The sequence below is a fragment of the Streptomyces sp. Sge12 genome, from assembly GCF_002080455.1.
In the GTDB taxonomy this organism is placed as follows: domain Bacteria; phylum Actinomycetota; class Actinomycetes; order Streptomycetales; family Streptomycetaceae; genus Streptomyces.
Genome location: NZ_CP020555.1, coordinates 7,412,247 through 7,427,994, shown reverse-complemented (window position 1 = coordinate 7,427,994; position 15,748 = coordinate 7,412,247). Strand labels below are relative to the sequence as shown.

Sequence of the window (15,748 nt, the reverse complement as noted above, 5' to 3'; positions counted from 1 at the left end):
CCCGGACCCGAGCCAGGGGCCACCGGCCACCGGCCCGCCGGCCCGTCGGCCCCGCCGGCCCGTCAGCTCGTCGGCCACCACTCACTCGGTGAGCTCGTAGATGCTCTGCCCGGTCAGCCACAGGCCGAGCAGCAGGCAGACGAACACGATGGCCTCGTCCTTGTGGCCGTCCATCCACGTCCGCATCCGCATCAGCCGGTCCTGGGCGGCCTCCGGCGAGAACACCATGTACAGCTCCGCCGCCAGCAGGCCGGAGCTGGCCAGCAGGCAGAATCCGAACAGCGCGAGGAAGGTGGTGGCCTGCGAGGTGTCCGCCTGGACGACCGTCGTCGCGGCCGCCGCGACCATGCCCCACGGCTGGAGCAGCACGGCCAGGCCCGCCGCGGCCCACGGCGAGCCGACGTCCATGCGGGAGGGCTTCGGGGTGGTGTCCCGGACGGCCTTCGCCTTCAGGCGGCGGTAGCGGCGCGCTCCGTAGATCACCAGCCACACCCCGATGGCCAGCTTGGCCGCGAGCGCCGCCGCTCCGGGCGGGGAACGCGGCGGCGGGGGCTGGCCGCCGGTCAGCACCAGCACGAGCGCGATCACCAGGACGAGATTGGCCAGCCAGGCCAGGATGAAGGCCAGCCCCTTCCACACCCCTCTCGGCGAGGACACCACGAGGATCAACGCCATCAAGGGCAGCGGATAGAGGGCGATGGCCAGTCCGATGAGCATGAGGTCGAGGACCATGGCGCCCCAATCGTGTGCCGCATTCGACCTTACGCACCACACCGGGCACCGACACCTTTTGCCCACCGAGATGCCGCCTCCGGCAGCGTCCACCAATCTGGACGCACACGAAGGAGAGCGCCATGACGACGACCCGGCATCCGCTGCTCGTGCCGCATGCCGTTGCGGGCCGCTGATGGCGTCGGACCGCAGGGCGAGGTGGCGCAGCCGTTCACGGGAGCTGGTCGCGTCCGCCAAGCGGCTCCAGGAACGGACCGAAGCCCGGTTCCCGGTGATCACCAATGTCACCGAGCGCATGCTCGTGGTGAACATCTTCGACTCCGCCACCCGGTTGGCCGCCCAGTGCTTCCTGACCGCCGTGCCGCTGCTCTTCGTCGTCGCCTCGTTCGCCCCCGCCTCCGTACGGGACCAGATGGTCTCGTCCGTCCGCACGATGTTCGGGCTCACCGGCCAGGCGGACGACCAGCTGAAGGACGTGTTCGACGGCTCCGGCGAGGACGACGTCCGCAACGCGGTGGGTGCGGCCGGCGCCGTGATCGTGCTCCTTTCGGCGACGGCCGTGAGCCGGGCGATGCAGCGGCTGTGCCGGCGGGCCTGGCAGATCCCGCGGGCCGGGACGCGCATCGCGATCTGGCGCTGGTTCGTCTGGATCGCCGCCTGGATGCTCCTGCTGATCGTCCAGGGACCGGTGCGCGACGGGTTCGGACTCGGCCTGTGGCTCGGGATCCCCCTCACGCTCCTGTTCCAGACCGGGGCCTGGTGGTGGAGCCAGCACCTGTTGCTGGGCGCTCTGATCCGATGGCCCCCGCTGCTGCCGGGGGCGCTGCTCACGGCCGCCGCGGTCACCGCGTTGTCGCTGGGCGCGCGCGTCTACATGCCGATCGCCCTCAATCGCGCGCTCACCACGTACGGGTCCACCGGCTCGGTGTTCGTCATCCTGTCGTGGCTGATCGTGCTGTGTGTGGCGGTCGCCATCGGCATCACCACGGGCGCCGCCCTGGCGCAGGAGCCTTACCTGTCCCGGCGGCTGGGCAGTCCCGTGCCGGTCGAGCGGCGTGCGAGGGGCGCCCCTGAGGGGTGAGTGCCATCCTGGGAGGCGGGAGCCCCGGTCGCCGAAAGGTGCAAGCGATGACGAAGCGCGATACGGCCACGACCGCGAAGAGCGAGGGGCCCCGTCCCTCGGTCGCGGAGCGGGCCGCGAAGGGACGGGCCGCCCGGGCGCAGACGCCGAGGTCCGCCCACGGGGAATTCGAGCCGTCCTCCCACCGCGCGGATCCGGTGGACGTCATCGAGCGGCAGTCGGCCACCCGGGTCCAGGAACTGGTGCCGATCCGCTACAGCCGGATGGCAGAGGCGCCGTTCCGCTTCTACCGGGGCGCCGCCGCGATCATGGCCGGCGACCTGGCCGACACCCCCGACTCGGGCATCCGGGTCCAGCTGTGCGGGGACGCGCACATGATGAACTTCCGGCTGCTCGGCTCGCCGGAACGCAATCTCCTCTTCGACATCAACGACTTCGACGAGACGCTGCCCGGGCCGTGGGAATGGGACGTCAAGCGGCTCGCGACGAGCCTGGTCATCGCCGGCCGGGAGAACGGCTTCTCCGAGCGCGAGCGCGCCGAGATCGTACGGTCGGGGGTGAGCTCCTACCGGATGCAGATGCGTCGCTTCGCCAAGATGCACAACCTCGACGTCTGGTACGCGAGGGTGGACGAGAGCCACCTCCAGGCGGTGGCGGAGGCGGCGCTGCACGCCCGCGGCCGCCGGAACGTGTCGGAGGCGCTGAGCAAGGCGCGCGGACGCGACAGCCTGCAGGCGTTCGAGAAGCTCACCGAGGTGGTCGACGGCCGGCGGCGCTTCGCCGCCGTGCCGCAGCTGATCACACCGGTGTCCGACATGCTGCCGGGCCAGGAGCGCGATGCGCTCGACAGCCAGATCCGCGAACTGGTCGGACGGTACGGCGAGAGCCTCCAGACGGACCGCCGACACCTGCTGGAACAGTTCACCATCGTCGACATGGCGCGCAAGGTGGTGGGTGTCGGCAGTGTCGGCACGCGCTGCTGGATCGTGCTGCTGCTGGGACGCGACGGCGAGGACCCGCTGATCCTCCAGGCCAAGGAGGCCGGCGACTCGGTGCTCGCCGAGTTCGCCGGTGCCAGCGGGTACGCCACCGGGGGCGAGCGGGTCGTGGCCGGTCAGCGGCTGATGCAGGCAGCGAGCGACATCTTCCTCGGCTGGCAGCAGACGCAGGGGTTCGACGGCCGCCAACGTGACTTCTACGTACGCCAGCTGCGCGACTGGAAGGGCATCGCCGAACCCTCCCGGATGGTGCCCCGCGGGATGCGGGCCTTCGCCGGCCTGTGCGGCGTCACCCTGGCGCGGGCGCACGCCCGGTCCGGCGACCGGATCGCGATCGCGGCGTACCTGGGCCGCAGCGACGTCTTCGACCGGGCGCTGGTGCGCTTCGCGGAGAGCTACGCGGACCTGAACGAGCGCGACCACCAGCAGCTGGTCGACGCCATCGCGTCCGGCCGGGTGACCGCCGCCGCAGCCTGAGCCGGACCGGGCGGCCCCACCGCAGCCGCTGCCGCTACCGCCAGTCGGCTGACCCAGCGGGACCCGGCGGGCGAGCTGCCCGGCCGCCTCCCGGCCCCGTGGCACGCTGCGCCCATGACAGCAGCGAAGGCGGGCCCGGCCGGGACGGCCGGGAACGCGGGAAACCCGAGGATGATCCTGCTGACACTCGCGGCCGGGCAGTTCCTGATGGCCCTGGACAGCTCGGTGATGAACGTCTCGATCGCCACGGTGGCCGAGGACATCGGCACCACGGTGAGCGGGATGCAGGGCGCGATCACGGCCTACACGCTGGTGATGGCGATGCTGATGATCAGCGGTGGCAAGGTCGGCGCGCTCATCGGCCGCAAACGGGCCTTCACGATCGGCTGTGTGATCTACGGGCTCGGGTCCTTCACCACCTCGATCGCCCCGAACCTGCCGGTCCTGCTGCTGGGTTGGTCGTTCCTGGAGGGTGTGGGAGCGGCGCTGATCCTGCCCGCGATCGTGGCGCTCGTCGCCTCCAACTTCGACAAGGAGCAACGGCCCGCCGCCTACGGTCTCGTCGCCGCCGCGGCAGCGGTGGCCATCGCGGTGGGACCGCTCATCGGCGGCGCGGCGACCACCTTCTTCTCCTGGCGCTGGGTGTTCGCCGGCGAGGTGGTGGTCGTACTGGTCATCCTGCTGCTGGCCCGCCGGATCGCCGACGCGCCCCCGGACCACCGGCCCCGGATCGACGTACCGGGCGCGCTCCTGTCCGCGGCCGGCATCGGGCTGTTCGTGTTCGGCATCCTGCGGACGAGCGAATGGGGCTGGTTCCGGCCCAAGGAGCAGGGCCCCTCGTGGTTCGCCCTGTCGCCGGTCGTCTGGCTGGTGCTGGCCGGGCTGCTGCTGATCTGGCTGTTCTTCCGCTGGGAGGCGCGCCTGGTGGCGCGGGGCGTCGAACCGCTCGTCGACCCGGCGCTGTTGCAGAACAGGCAGCTGACCGGCGGGCTGACGATGTTCCTCTTCCAGTACCTCGTGCAGATGGGCGTGTTCTTCGTCGTCCCGCTCTACCTGTCCGTGGCGCTCGGCCTGTCGGCACTCCACACGGGCGCGCTGATCCTGCCGCTCTCCATCACCCTGCTCGCGGCCGCCATCGGGATCCCCCGGTTCCGCCCGAACGCCTCGCCGCGGCGGGTCGTACGGTTCGGCATCCTGGCGATGTTCGCCGGCGCCGTCATCCTGATGGCCGCTCTGAGTCCGGAGTCCGGCCCCGAAGTCGTCACGGTGCCCATGCTGCTGATCGGGCTGGGGATCGGGGCGCTCGCCTCGCAACTCGGGGCCGTCACCGTGTCGGCCGTACCGGACGAGCAGAGCGCCGAGGTCGGCGGCATCCAGAACACGGTCACCAACCTCGGGGCCTCGATCGGCACCGCCGTCGCCGGGTCGATCATGATCGCGGCGTTGACGGCGTCGTTCCTGACCACCATCGACCAGAACCCGGCGATCCCGGCCGAGGTCAAGACCCAGGCGCACACCGCGCTGGCCGGGAGCGCCCCGTTCCTGTCGGACGAGCAGCTCACCACGGCCCTCGAGGAGGCGGGCACGGACCCGGCGGTGGCGCAGGCTGCGCTGGACGCGAACGACGAGGCGCGGATCGAGGGGCTGCGGGCCGCGCTCGGCATCCTCGCGCTCGCCGCACTGCTCGCGCTGTTCTTCACCCAGCGCATCCCGGCGGCCCAGCCGGGCGCTGCCCGCGACCCGGCCGGCGCCGCGTCATGACGGGTGCGGGCTCGGCGCCTGGGGCGGCTCGTCGGCGGGAACGGCGGTGTCCTCGGCGAGGAAGTCCGTGACGGCCAGGGCGAACAGCAGGGCGAGGGCGAGGCCCACGACCACCCAGCCGGTCGGGTAGGACCACAGGACGTAGACGATGACGGCGATCGCGACCAGGCCCCAGGTGAACCAGCCGCGGTGGCGCCGGATGAACGGGCCGACCGGGCCGGTGCGCAGCCCCAGCCTGTCGGCCGTGGCGCGGGTGGCGACGATGCCGGAGTGCCAGATCTGGCGGGCGGCGGTGGCGTACTTGCCGGGGCCCGACAGCCAGGCGGCGAGGGCGATCACGATGCCGAGGACCACGACCATCCGGATCGTCGTGCGCAGCAGGCGGATCATCGCGTCGTAGACGGAGCCGGCGGCGGCCTGGGAGACGTTGTCCGGGAGGGCGTTGAGGTAGACCGTGCGAAAGACGGTCAGCCCGAGGCCGAGGACGGCGACGGAGAACGCCACCGCGAGGGCCGCGGTGACCAGGATGCGGCGCCGGTGGGCGGAGAGCAGGACGCCTGCGGCGATGAGCAGCACGGCGATGATCGGCAGCCACAGGCCGAGGATCTCGAGGAGCCGGAAGCCCGTCTTGACCCGGCCGATGTCGTTGGACTGCACGACGGTGAAGTCGGTGTGGATCTCGGGGATCTTGGCCGCGACGCCCATCCCGGCGTCCACGAGCCGCTGTTTGACCTGTTCGATGACGGGCGCGAGGTCGATGGTCACCGCGTCGTTCTTGATCTCGACGGCGCCGTCGCCGCTGCCGGTGAGGGCTTTGACGAGCGAAGTGTGGATCGTGCGGTTGGCGTTGGTCCAGATCGTCTCGAACTGCTCCGAGGCGATGACGTCCTGCGCCTTCTCCTTCACGAAGCTGCTGACCGCGCCCTCCAGCGAGCCGCCGAGCTTGCCCAGTGCCTTCTGGAGCATCGGCCGTTGCTCGGGGGCGGCGTCCTCCAGCAGGGTGGCGAGGTCGAGATGCTCCATGAGGGCGGCCGTGACACGGTTCGCTGCGGCCGCCTGCACATCGGGGTCGGAGGCCAGCGGGGCGACCGTGGAGACGTAGCGGTCCGTGTTCCCCACGATGCCGGACGTCCAGGACGCCACGATGCCCAGCGGGGCCAGCACACAGCCGATGATGATCAGCAGGGCGGACAGCAGCGACTTCATCCGGTGCTTCGGCGGGGTCCGTTGTGCGGCCTCGGATTCGAGGGCCGCGACCCTGGCGCGCAGTGCTGCGAGTTCGCCCGCGTTCTCATCACCCTGCATGGCTGACCTCCTACGGGGTCGGGAGCCGTGGACCCCGGGGATCCGTGGATGACGCTGGATCCGTGGATGACGCTGAAGGTGCGCCGGGGCAGGCGGTGGTGGCGGCTCTCTGTGCCCCCACAGCCTCCCCCGGGCCGCGCGGGGCGGCATCCGGGACTGGGCCGGACGAATGAACGCGGTGGGGAGATCGGTACGGAGGACGTCCGAACGGAGCGGACCGTCAGGGGAAAGGGGAGAACCCACCTCTTTCCACTCTCAACTTATAGCGCACAGGGGGGCTTGCGGCAAGGCCCCGGTCGTACCGCAGAATCGCTCCTCGAAGCCATGACCTGCGAAAACGGGAGACCCACAGAGTGCGTTCCGCTGATATGAACTCGCTGACCACCAGTGCGTTCGACCTTCCCGACCGCTTGTCCGCCAAGGCCGATCCGGCACTGGTCGGCGGCGACGAGAAGCACTTCGCGGCCCTCGCGGAGAGCCTTGAGCAGACGACCGCCGAGCTGTCCGACCGCCTCGGCGAGCTGCGCCGGGCGCCCGGTGGGCTGGGCCGGGAGGCGATGGACCGGGACGTGGAGATCCACCGGCTGACCGGGCGCCTGCGGGCCCTGCGCCGCTTCGGACTGGACCTGTGCCTCGGACGCATCGTCCGTGCGGACGACCCGGAGCCCGTGTACATCGGGCGGCTCGGCCTCACCGACGGCTCGGGGGGCCGGCTGCTGATCGACTGGCGGTCGCCCGCGGCCGAGCCGTTCTTCGCCGCGACCCATGCCAGCCCGATGGGTCTGGCGAGCCGCCGCAGGTACCGCTGGACCCGCGGCCGGATCGGCGACTACTGGGACGAGGTGTTCACCGACGACGGGTTCGAGGGGCACGCCGCCCTGGACGACCAGTCCGCCTTCATCGCCAGTCTGGGCAGCAGCCGGTCGCCGCGGATGCGTGACGTGCTCGGGACCATCCAGTCCGACCAGGACGCCATCATCCGCGCGAGCTCCCGGGGCGCGCTGGTCGTCGACGGCGGTCCGGGTACGGGCAAGACGGTGGTGGCGCTGCACCGCTCCGCCCACCTGCTCTACTCCGACCCGCGCCTCGGGCACCGGCGGGGCGGTGTGCTGTTCGTCGGCCCGCACCAGCCCTACCTGGCGTACGTCGCCGATGTCCTGCCGAGCCTGGGTGAGGAGGGCGTGCAGACCTGCACGGTGCGGGATCTCGTCGCCGAGGGAGCGGAGGCGGCGGCGGAGCCCGATCCGCGGGTGGCGCTGTTGAAGTCGTCCGCGGACATGGTGGGGGCCATCGAGAAGGCCGTCGGCATCTACGAGGAGCCGCCCACCGAGGGGATGACGGTCACGACCCCCTGGGCCGACGTCCGGCTGACCCCGCAGGACTGGGCCGAAGCGTTCCGGGCGGCAGCCGGTACCCCGCACAACGAGGCGCGCGAGCAGATCCGGGAGGAGCTCGTGACGATCCTGTTCGACAAGCTGGACGACGAGGACCTGTCGGTCGATGTGTTGCGGAGGGCGCTGCGGCACGACGAGGAGCTGACCGGGACGCTCGACCGCGCGTGGCCGACGATCGATGCGGCCGATCTCGTCGGTGACCTGTGGTCGGTACCGTCCTACCTGCGGTTGTGCGCTCCCTGGCTCAGCCGCGAGGACGTCGCGGCGTTGCAGCGCGAGGACGCCCGGGCCTGGACGGTGTCCGACCTGCCGCTCCTGGACGCGGCCCGGCAGCGGCTCGGCGATCCTGAGGCGGCGCGGCGGCTGCGGCGGCACAACGCCGCGGTGGCCGCCGAACGCGAGCGCATGGCCGGCGTCATCGACGACATCCTCGCGGCCGACGACGACGGCGAGGGCGCGGTGACGATGCTGCGCGGCAAGGATCTCCAGGACAGCCTGATCGACGAGAGCGCTCTGCCGAGCGTCGATCCGGACCGGCTCGCGGGACCGTTCGCGCACATCGTCGTGGACGAGGCGCAGGAACTGACCGACGCGGAGTGGCAGATGCTGCTGCTCCACTGCCCGTCCCGGAGCTTCACCATCGTCGGGGACCGCGCCCAGGCCAGGCACGGGTTCACCCAGTCGTGGCAGGAACGGCTGGAGCGGATCGGTTTCGACCGGATCAGCGTGGCTTCACTGAGCATCAACTACCGCACGCCCGAGGAAGTCATGGCGGAGGCCGAGCCGGCCATCCGGGAAGCCCTCCCGGACGCCAACGTGCCGACCTCCGTCCGCAGCAGCGGTGTTCCCGTCGTCCATGGATCCATCGCGGATCTGGACGCGATCCTCGACGGCTGGCTCGAGGCTCACCCCGACGGGGTGGCCTGCGTCATCGGCGCTGACGCCGGCGAGGCGGGGGCCTTCCGGGCGAGGCCGCGGGTCCGGTCGCTGACCCCCGGGCTGTCCAAGGGCCTGGAGTTCGACCTGGTCGTCCTCATCGACCCGGAGACCTTCGGCACGGGCATCGAGGGGGCGGTCGACCGCTACGTCGCGATGACCCGCGCGACGCAGCAACTCGTCGTGCTCACCGGTTCCTGACGCGGGGCCGGGGCGCTGCGGTCAGCGGCGCCGGATCCGGTCGTAGACGAAGGCCGTCTCGCCCAGTTCCCCGGTCTCCTGCCGGGTGGCCCGCCACTGCGAGCCGGGCAGACCGTCCTCGAACAGCCGCTGCCCGCCGCCGAGTATTTCGGGGCAGAGCAGGAGGTACAGCCGGTCGATCAGGTCCGCGGCCAGCAGCGGTTTGATGATGCTCGGGCTGCTGTTGACGAGGATGTCGCCCTCGCCGGTGGCCCTGAGCCCGGCGACGACCTCGGCGGCCGGGGCGTTCACCACGCGGGTGCGGTCCCACGGCGCCTTGGTCAGGGTGGTCGACAGGACCACCTTGTCCGTGTCGACCAGCCACTTCGCGTATCCGCGATCGCGCGGGTCGGCGTTCTCGTCCTGGGCCACCGGCGGCCAGTAACCCAGGAATCCCTCGGCGCTGCCCCGGCCGAGGAGAGCCGTCGTCGCTCCCTCATGGAGGCGGCTGAGGTGATCACGTGCGACCCCGGTGGTCGCGTAGCGGACGATGGCGCCCAGATCGCCGGGCCCGCCGGGCCCGTTGTAGCGCCCGTCGAGGGTGAGTGCGATGTTCGCGGTCACCTTGCGTCCGGTGGAGTCGGTCATGGCTGCACTTCCTTCCGTGGGGTGTGCGCAGAGGCGCCGAGGGCGTCGGCGAGGTGGTCGAGGCTCTGGCCGAAGCCGATCTCGATGCCCGCGACGAAGTCGGCGGAGTCGATCGTGCTGTCGGCGATCCGGTAGCGGATGTCGAGGTCCGTGCCGGCGGCGGCTCCCGTACCGGTACCGGAGGGCCGGAGGTCGAAGTCGACGTGGGCGGTGAAGGCGATGCTGCCGTCGGGCAGCCGGGGGGAGAGCCGGTAGGCGAGGCGCTCGCCGGGGCGTGCCTCGTCCACGACGCCCTCGCCGTGTCCGGCAACCTGGTCGGAGCCGTCGGTGTCCTCGGCGTCCCGGTACTCCAGGACGATCCGCCCGCCGGGCCGCGCCTCGAAGACGAGCTCGGCGACGCGCAGGTCGTCGGGGGTCCACCAACGGGCGAGCAGGTCCGGCTCGGTCAGATGACGCCACACCAGCTCGGGGCCCCCGGTCAGCGCCCGGTGGAACGCGAAGCTGCGGCCGTCGGCCCACCCCGGCTCCTGCGCGGCCGTCCGCTCGGCGTCCACGCCGATCCCGTACCGGTCGAGGGTCTCGCGCGGTCCACCGGCCTGCTCGGCGGTGTCGGCGAGCCGGGCGAGCGCGGCCGCCAGGTCCCGCAGGGGGTCGGGTTGCAGGGCGTAGATCCGGCGCTGGCCGGTGCGCCGGGAGGTGACGAGGCCGGCGCGCTCGAGGGTCTGGAGGTGTTTGGTCGTCTGCGGCTGGCGGGCCTCGGCGAGCTGGGCCAGCACCCCGACCGGGCGGGGTCGTTCGGCCAGCAGACCGACGAGCCGCCAGCGGGCCGGGTCCGCCAGTGCGGCGAGGAGTGCGTCCATGGATCCAAGTATTCGCCGAAGAGAATATTCCCGTCAAGGAATATCTTCGGGTGGCCCGCACCGGGCGCGGCGATGCCACCGGACCGCGGAGACGACGAGGACCAGAAGCACCGCCGCTCCGTACGCGGTCGCGCCCAGCGCCGACCGGTGGCCGAAGACGGGTGCGAGGAGGTAGACGGCCGCGCCCGCGAGGGCGATGCCCAGCCACTCCCAGCGGCCGTCCAGGCCCACGAGGGCGATCAGGAGCAGGGCGTACCAGGAGTAGCCCGGGGTGAGGAGCGCGAACGCCCAGCCGGTGACCAGGAGCGCGCCGCTCCACGGCCGGTGCGGGTCGCCGCGCCGCATCACGTACAGGCACACCCCCGCCATCGCGACGAGCAGCACCGGCACCGCCCACGCGTCGGGCAGGACGAGGCGGAGCAGGGCGTAGCGGGAGCCGGCCGAGGGGTCGTCGTAGCCCTCCTCGTCCACGTAGCCGCCCAGGTAGCCGAGGACGGAGCCGTGCGAGAGGAGTACGTAGGGCAGGTAGGCGAGCAGGACGAAGCCTGCGGCGGGGACCAGCACGGCGACCGCGTCGCGGATCCGGCGCCCGCCGGACAGCGCCCCGGACAGCGCCCCGGGGAGGACGACGGCGGGCATCAGCTTGGTGGCGACGGCCGCGCCCAGCACCAGGCCTCCGGCCGCCCGGCGGCCCGTGCCCCGCGACGCGACGAGTCCGAGGCCGATCACGGCGAGCAGCACGCCCAGTACGTCCACGTGCGCGTTGTTGACGGCCTCGACCGGTACGGCGGGACACCACGCCCAGTACGCCGCCCGGCGGAGGTCCCGGCCCCGGCGGCGCAGGATCAGCAGCAGTGCACCGGTCACGCCGAGGGAGAGCAGACCGGCTCCGACCTGGAGCGGCTTGTGCCGGGCACCCTTCGGGGAGAGCCGGTCGACCACGAGGAAGTACGCCTCGGCGACGGGCGGGTAGATGGTGTGCACGGCGGGCCGGTTGATCCGGGTGCAGTGCGGGACGGGGCCGCCGGGGATCGGGGCCCGGTCCGGTCCGGCGCACGCGGCGCCGGTCGGGAAGAGCCAGGGGTCGCGCAGCCGGGCCACTGCCGGGTCCTGCGGTGCGTGGTCGTAGGGGGAGATCCCGGCCGACTGGACCCGGCCGTCCCAGGCGTAGCGGTAGGAGTCGGTGCTGGTGCGGGGCGGTGCCACCAGCCCCGTCACGGTGACGGCGACGGCCCCGGCGAGGAGCAGCGGAAGGACGTGGGCGCCCGCGACCCTGCGCAGCGCGAGGAGGGCGAGGGCGAACAGCGCCCAGCAGGCCGCGTACCGGCCGAACAGTCCGGCGGGGTCGGTGTGGTAGCCGTCGTGGCGGACGGTGAGGACGAGGACGGCCGTGAGGACGGCGAGCAGAGGGAGGACTGCGAGGACCGTGGCGGCGCGGGCGGCGGGACCCGCGGGGCCTGCCGGTCCGGCGGCCCCGGCAGTGGGGAGGGCGGCGGGGTCGGTACGCGGTTTCACGCCCGCAGCGTTGCAGCAACGGCCCCGGCAGTGGGGTCCGCAACCCCGCATGTCCGCATTCCGTAAGGTGTCCGGCCGCCCGACGGGGCACTGCCGGGGGTGTCATGGGCTCATGCGTTTCACTCCACCCCACGGCCCGCCGATCACCTTCCGGGCGCGGCTGCACGACGCCCGGACCGCGACGGTCATCGGCCGGCTGCTCGGCCTCGCCCTCCTCGTCTGTTTCGCCACCGGCGTGTTCAGCCACTACCTCCAGCACCCGCCGCCCTGGCTCGCCGACCGGCTCCCGAGCCGCCCCTCCTGGGGCTACCGGCTCACGCAGGGCCTGCACGTGGTCTGCGGCACCGCCGCGATCCCGCTGCTCCTGGCCAAGCTGTGGGCCGTCTACCCGCGGCTGTTCGCCTGGCCCCCGGTGCGGTCCGTACGGCACGCCCTGGAGCGCCTCTCGGTGGCCGTGCTCGTCGCCGCCGGGATCTTCGAGCTGTTCACCGGGCTGCTGAACACCTTCCAGTGGTACCCCTGGCCGTTCTCCTTCGTACCCGCGCACTACGCCGTCGCCTGGATCCTGCTGGGAGCGGTGCTGCTGCACGTCGCCGTCCAATGGCCGACGATCCGCGAGCACTTCACCCGCCGCTCCCCCGGCACCGCGGCCCTGCCCGAGGCCGACGGGCCGGACCGGCGGCAGCTGCTTGCGGCCGTCGCGGCCGGGGTCGGCGCGGTCACGCTGACCACGGTCGGACAGTCCGTCACCGCGCTCGGTCCGCTGGACCTGTTCGCCCCGCGCAGCCCGGCGCACGGGCCCCAGGGGCTGCCGGTGAACCGTACTGCGGCCGCCGCGCGTGTCACCGCGGCCTCGCTGGCCGACTGGCGGCTGACCGTGGCCGGGCCGCGTCCGTACAGCCTCACCGCGGCCGAACTGCGCGCGCTGCCGCAGTACGAGGTGACCCTGCCCATCGCCTGTGTGGAGGGCTGGAGCAAGTCCGCCCGGTGGACGGGCGTACGGGTACGGGACCTGCTGGAGCGCGCCGGAGCCGGCCCGGGAGCGAGCTGCCGGGTGGTGTCGCTGGAAGCGATGGGCGCGTACCGGGTAATGGAGATGGGCCGCCGGTACGCGCAGGACCCGCTCACGCTGCTCGCGCTGCGCATCGACGGAGAGGTGCTGTCACTGGACCACGGATACCCGGCGCGGATCATCGCCCCGAACCGGCCGGGCGTGCTCCAGACCAAATGGGTCGGCCGGCTGGAGGTCATGTGAGGACGGTGCGGTACACGGTCGGCGGCCTCGGGCTCGTCGTGACGGCCTTCGGCGGGTTCCTGCTGGTGCGCGAGCCCGGGCCCTGGCGGATCGCCCTGTGGCTCGCGGGCAGCCTCCTCGTGCACGACGCACTGGTCGCGCCGCTGGTGATCGCGGTCGCGGCGCTCGCCGCGGCCGCGGGCGTGCGGCTGCGCGGGGTCCCGCGCGCCGCGCTGATCGTCGCGGGTTCGCTGACGGTGATCGCCCTGCCGCCGCTCCTGCGCCCGGGCGGCGTGGCCAACGCGACGGTGCTGCCGCTGGACTATCCGCGCAACTGGTTGCTGGCGATGGCGGTCCTCGCCGCCCTCACGGCCGGGTACGTCGCGGCGCGCGGCGTCGTACGACGGGTGGCGCGCAGGCGCGGCGCGGCTCCGGGCCGCTGACCGGACACGCAGAAGGGGGAGTTGGCGGCCGTACCCGTCAACTCCCCCTTCCCTACCTGTACGTCGGTCAGCGCCGCAGGGTCACGAAGGAGCGCCCCGCCACCTGCCAGGACACGGACCGGGTCCAGCCGGCGTCCGGGGCGGCGGCGCGCAGGGCGCGGGCGCCCAGCCGGGCCCACCGGAAGGGGGCTCCGTGGCCGCCGCGGCCGTCGTCGACGTGCACGTCGACGCGTTCGTCCACGTCGGCGGTGGCCACCTCGACGAGGAGGGTGCCGACGGGTGAGGCGAGTCGGGCGGCGCGGCGGAGCAGGGCGGCCGGGTCGCCGCCGATGCCGATGTTGCCGTCGATGAGCAGGACCGTGCCCCAGCGGCCCTCTGCGGGCAGCGGATCGAAGACGGAGCGGCACAGGGCGCTGCCGCCCGCCCGTGTCGTACGGGCCACCGCCTCCGGGGTGACGTCCACGCCCAGCGCCCGGTGCCCGCGTGCGGCGAGGGTGGCGACGAGGCGCCCGGGGCCGCAGCCGATGTCCAGGACCGGTCCGCGGCAGCGGGCGAGGACGCCCTCGTCCGCCTCGTCGGGCTCGGCGCACCAGCGCTCCACGTCCAGCGGGAGCAGCCAGCCGTCCGTGCGCCGCAGGTAGAGCGGGCCCCGGCCGGTGCGCAGCGCGTCGGCGTAGGGGTCGGCCTGCCAGGCGAGGGCGGAGGCGGCGGCCGCGGGGCCGGTGGCCGCCGGTTCGGTGGCCGCGGGTTCGGTGCGGCCGGATCCGGTGCGGGCCGGTCCGGTGAGCTGGGCGGCGGTCATCGGGTCGCGCCGCGGAGGCCGCAGTGCAGGGCGGCGAAGCGGGTACCGGGTACGGCGGCGGCGACCCGTTCCGCGTCGGCCGGGGTGTCCACGTCGCACAGCTCGGGCAGGTCCCGTACCGCGCGCCCGGAGGCGGTGAGCCGGCCGCGCTGCGCCGCGCCCGTGGTCGGCAGGGACATCGGGACGCCCAGCAGCAGGGCCGGGTCGGGCTCGGCCAGGCCGAGCGCCCAGAACCCGCCGTCGTCTGCGGGGCCGAACCAGGCGTCCGCCTCGCCGAAGTCGAGTCCCCGCGCGAGGAGTTCGGGGGTGACCTGCGGGGTGTCCATGCCGATGAGCAGGGCCGGCCCGCCCGCCCCGGCGAAGGCCGCGGCCAGCCGGACGTCGAGCCCGCCCGCGCACTGCGGGACGACCTCGATGCCGTGGGGCAGCCAGGGCCCGGGCGACCCGTCGAGGACCAGGACGCGCCGCCGGGCCGGAGTGGCGAGTACGGCGGCCAGCGTGTCCTGGAGGGCGGCGCGGGCCAGGTCGGCGGCCTGCTCGGGAGTGAAGTGCGGGGTGAGGCGGGTCTTGACCCGGCCTGCGACGGGGGCCTTGGCGATGACGAGGAGGGTGCTCATGCGCGGGCCCCTTCGGTGGGCCCGGAGCGGGCGCCGGGCGGCTCGGCGAGCACCTTGCGCATGTCGCGTACGGCCTGCCAGGTGCCCCGCCAGGTGCCGGTGACCTTGGACGTGCCGGAGCGGGGCAGGTAGGGGACGTCGGTCTCGGCGACGCGCCAGCCCGCGTCGGCGGCCCGGACGACCATCTGGAGCGGGTAGCCGCTGCGCCGGTCGGTCAGATCCAGGCCGAGCAGCGCCTCGCGGCGTGCCACCCGCATCGGTCCGAGGTCGTGCAGCCGCAGCCCGGTGCGGCGGTGCAGCATCCGCGCCAGCGCCAGGTTGCCGGCGCGCGCGTGGACGGGCCACGCGCCGCGTCCCTGCGGGCGGCGGCGGCCGAGCAGCAGATCGGCCTCACCGGCGGCGACCCGCACCGCCATCGCGGCGAGCAGCCCGGGGTCCATGGAGGCGTCGCAGTCGCAGAAGCAGACCAGGTCGGCGCGGGCCGCGAGGAGCCCGGCGTGGCAGGCGGCGCCGAATCCGCGCCGGCTCTCGTGCACGACGGTGGCGCCCAGGCTGCGGGCGATCTCCGCGGAGCCGTCGGTCGATCCGTTGTCGACGACGATGGGCCGCCACCCGGCCGGCACGCGCGCCAGTACCCAGGGGAGGGCCTGCGCCTCGTCGAGGCACGGCAGTACGAGGTCCGCGCGGGGCGGAGTACAAGCTGATGAAGTCACCCTCCACACCGTAGGAATCGGGACGGCACAAAAGGGGCCCGCAACCCTTACG

At 73.3% G+C, this 15,748-nt stretch carries 14 protein-coding genes; 6 read left to right on the top strand and 8 right to left on the bottom strand.

Features of this window, described 5'->3' with window-relative positions:
• Nucleotides 1-81: 81 nt before the first annotated feature.
• A complete protein-coding gene (locus tag B6R96_RS33235; RefSeq protein ID WP_030387874.1) occupies nucleotides 82-732 on the bottom strand; it encodes a GAP family protein in 651 nt (216 codons plus the stop codon).
• A gap of 175 nt (nucleotides 733-907) precedes the next feature.
• Between B6R96_RS33235 and B6R96_RS33230 the strand changes: the two genes are divergently transcribed.
• The 3 genes from B6R96_RS33230 (at nucleotide 908) to B6R96_RS33220 (ending at nucleotide 5,049) form a co-directional block, all read left to right on the top strand.
• Nucleotides 908-1,813 carry a YhjD/YihY/BrkB family envelope integrity protein gene (locus B6R96_RS33230; protein ID WP_081524552.1) on the top strand — a complete coding sequence of 302 codons (906 nt, stop codon included), beginning with the start codon at nucleotides 908-910 and terminating at the stop codon, nucleotides 1,811-1,813.
• A gap of 47 nt (nucleotides 1,814-1,860) precedes the next feature.
• Complete coding sequence (locus tag B6R96_RS33225) at nucleotides 1,861-3,288, top strand: DUF2252 domain-containing protein (RefSeq protein ID WP_081524551.1); 1,428 nt, start codon at nucleotides 1,861-1,863, stop codon at nucleotides 3,286-3,288.
• Between the two features lie 114 nt (nucleotides 3,289-3,402).
• Nucleotides 3,403-5,049: an MFS transporter gene (locus B6R96_RS33220; RefSeq protein WP_081524550.1), complete on the top strand. Its 1,647-nt coding sequence runs from the start codon at nucleotides 3,403-3,405 to the stop codon at nucleotides 5,047-5,049.
• On the opposite strand, the gene B6R96_RS33215 is transcribed toward B6R96_RS33220, so the two are convergent.
• On the bottom strand, nucleotides 5,044-6,354 hold the full coding sequence (locus B6R96_RS33215; protein WP_203351686.1) for a hypothetical protein: 1,311 nt from the start codon (nucleotides 6,352-6,354) through the stop codon (nucleotides 5,044-5,046). The genes B6R96_RS33220 and B6R96_RS33215 overlap by 6 nt on opposite strands.
• Before the next feature lie 368 nt (nucleotides 6,355-6,722).
• Between B6R96_RS33215 and helR the strand changes: the two genes are divergently transcribed.
• Entirely contained in the window at nucleotides 6,723-8,885 is a 2,163-nt protein-coding gene (gene helR / locus B6R96_RS33210) for an RNA polymerase recycling motor ATPase HelR (protein ID WP_081524549.1), read from the top strand.
• A gap of 21 nt (nucleotides 8,886-8,906) precedes the next feature.
• Here helR and B6R96_RS33205 read toward each other — a convergent pair whose 3' ends face one another.
• The 3 genes from B6R96_RS33205 to B6R96_RS33195 are packed head-to-tail and all read right to left on the bottom strand — an operon-like array spanning nucleotide 8,907 to nucleotide 11,887.
• Nucleotides 8,907-9,512 (bottom strand): dihydrofolate reductase family protein, encoded by a 606-nt coding sequence (locus B6R96_RS33205; protein WP_081524548.1) that lies wholly within the window; start codon nucleotides 9,510-9,512, stop codon nucleotides 8,907-8,909.
• The gene (locus tag B6R96_RS33200; protein WP_081524547.1) at nucleotides 9,509-10,372 is read right to left on the bottom strand and encodes a metalloregulator ArsR/SmtB family transcription factor; all 864 of its coding nucleotides are present in this window, start codon (nucleotides 10,370-10,372) and stop codon (nucleotides 9,509-9,511) included. Before B6R96_RS33200 ends, B6R96_RS33205 begins: the two co-directional genes overlap by 4 nt.
• A gap of 33 nt (nucleotides 10,373-10,405) precedes the next feature.
• The gene (locus B6R96_RS33195) at nucleotides 10,406-11,887 is read right to left on the bottom strand and encodes a glycosyltransferase 87 family protein (protein ID WP_237291588.1); all 1,482 of its coding nucleotides are present in this window, start codon (nucleotides 11,885-11,887) and stop codon (nucleotides 10,406-10,408) included.
• Between the two features lie 112 nt (nucleotides 11,888-11,999).
• Between B6R96_RS33195 and B6R96_RS33190 the strand changes: the two genes are divergently transcribed.
• A complete protein-coding gene (locus B6R96_RS33190; RefSeq protein WP_081524545.1) occupies nucleotides 12,000-13,142 on the top strand; it encodes a molybdopterin-dependent oxidoreductase in 1,143 nt (380 codons plus the stop codon).
• Nucleotides 13,139-13,564, top strand: coding sequence for a hypothetical protein (locus B6R96_RS33185; RefSeq protein WP_081524544.1), 426 nt, complete (start codon nucleotides 13,139-13,141; stop codon nucleotides 13,562-13,564). The genes B6R96_RS33190 and B6R96_RS33185 overlap by 4 nt, the downstream gene beginning before the upstream one ends.
• 67 nt (nucleotides 13,565-13,631) lie before the next feature.
• Here the strand turns inward: B6R96_RS33185 and B6R96_RS33180 are convergent, their stop codons facing one another.
• Genes B6R96_RS33180 through B6R96_RS33170 form a run of 3 tightly spaced genes read right to left on the bottom strand, consistent with a single transcriptional unit; the run spans nucleotide 13,632 to nucleotide 15,696 of the window.
• Nucleotides 13,632-14,366 carry a class I SAM-dependent methyltransferase gene (locus B6R96_RS33180; protein WP_081524543.1) on the bottom strand — a complete coding sequence of 245 codons (735 nt, stop codon included), beginning with the start codon at nucleotides 14,364-14,366 and terminating at the stop codon, nucleotides 13,632-13,634.
• Entirely contained in the window at nucleotides 14,363-14,983 is a 621-nt protein-coding gene (locus tag B6R96_RS33175) for a TIGR04282 family arsenosugar biosynthesis glycosyltransferase (RefSeq protein ID WP_053173081.1), read from the bottom strand. The genes B6R96_RS33180 and B6R96_RS33175 overlap by 4 nt, the downstream gene beginning before the upstream one ends.
• Nucleotides 14,980-15,696 (bottom strand): glycosyltransferase family 2 protein, encoded by a 717-nt coding sequence (locus B6R96_RS33170; RefSeq protein WP_053703877.1) that lies wholly within the window; start codon nucleotides 15,694-15,696, stop codon nucleotides 14,980-14,982. The genes B6R96_RS33175 and B6R96_RS33170 overlap by 4 nt, the downstream gene beginning before the upstream one ends.
• Nucleotides 15,697-15,748 lie beyond the last annotated feature (52 nt).